Genomic DNA, 1,393 nt, shown 5'->3' with positions numbered 1-1,393 from the left:
GCTCAATGCCTCTCTGCTTCTGCGTCCATTCAATTTTGAAACACTGGCAACATACGTATATAACTTTGCCTCGGATGAGCATTTAGAATTGGCAGCTCTGCCTGCTGTATTGTTGGTTCTTGTTGGGTTGATCCCGCTTGTTGTTGTTAACCGTTCACTGGAGCAAAATCACTGATGAGCTGCGCACTATCAATTAAAAACCTAACTTGCCAATACGATGCTCAAACCGTTTTAGAGTCTTTGTCGCTTGAAGTGGAACAGGGGCAAATCGTTTGTCTTTTAGGGGCGAGTGGTTGTGGCAAAACGACATTGTTGAAAGCGATTGCTGGTTTGCTGCCTCTTACTTCTGGTCAAATGAGCTTAAATTGTCAGACGATTGATGATGGTGAAAATTGGTTGCCGCCAGAAGAGCGCAATATCGGAATGATCTTCCAAGATTATGCACTATTTCCTCATCTGACAGTTGCGCAAAATATAGCCTTTGGCTTGAAGCATCAATCTGCACAAGAAAAGCGCGCGAAAGTCGATGAAATGCTAGAACTCGTGCACCTTCAAGGTTACGCCGATCGTTATCCACATCAGCTTTCTGGTGGGCAACAGCAGCGCGTTGCGATTGCCCGTTCTCTGGCTTACAGCCCTGATTTGCTGCTTTTGGATGAACCGTTTTCCAATATTGATACTCAGGTTCGTCACGAGTTAATTAGCGAGATCCGTAAGATTTTTAAGGCACAAGGCGTTACAGCGATTTTCGTGACTCACAGTCGTGAAGAAGCATTTGCGTTTGCCGACAAAATGGCGGTGATGAACCACGGTGTTATTGAGCAATACGGCACGGCTTCAGAACTCTACTACCAACCTTCGAGCAAGTTTGTTGCAGACTTCTTAGGTGGTGGTAGCTACCTAGCCGCAACGCGCATTTCAGATACGGAATACGAAACCCATATTGGTGTAGTTGAGGCGAGTGCGCAGCAAGAGATTCAAATACAATCTGCTTGTTCATTACTACTGCGACCACAACACGTCCAAATTCAATCGGATGAAGACAGTGCGGTCACTGTGCTTGAGCAGCACTTCATGGGTGATCATTGTCGTTATGTGATTGATGCTAATGGTGATCGTCTACTGGCTATCGCATCACAGCCGCTTCATATCGGTGAGCGTGTTGCTGTGAAGATCGAAACTCAAGGCGTGCTAGCGTTCGCTTAATGTCTCTGCATACGGGATTGCGAATCCATTCTCGATTTGTAGATACAAAAAAGCCCGGCAGTGATGCCGGGCAAGTGCTCTTCTCCTGTTGATGATCGCCTTTTCCAGACAGCGTCGGCTCTCATCATTGTGCTCGAAGCGGGCACAAGGTCAGTTATAGAGACAAGAAGTCTTTAAACTGTTGAAG

The 1,393-nt window shown here is 46.4% G+C and carries 1 protein-coding gene and 1 pseudogene; both read left to right on the top strand.

The features are described 5' to 3' along the window. A pseudogene (locus R7F67_RS23845) lies at nucleotides 1-175 on the top strand (iron ABC transporter permease); the annotation flags it as partial. Next, nucleotides 175-1,206 carry an ABC transporter ATP-binding protein gene (locus R7F67_RS23840; protein ID WP_025506985.1) on the top strand — a complete coding sequence of 344 codons (1,032 nt, stop codon included), beginning with the start codon at nucleotides 175-177 and terminating at the stop codon, nucleotides 1,204-1,206. The pseudogene R7F67_RS23845 and the gene R7F67_RS23840, both read left to right, overlap by 1 nt. Nucleotides 1,207-1,393 lie beyond the last annotated feature (187 nt).

It is taken from the genome of Vibrio sp. YT-17 (assembly GCF_033337375.1).
Classification (GTDB): domain Bacteria; phylum Pseudomonadota; class Gammaproteobacteria; order Enterobacterales; family Vibrionaceae; genus Vibrio; species Vibrio alginolyticus.
This window is presented reverse-complemented; position numbering and strand designations above follow the sequence as displayed.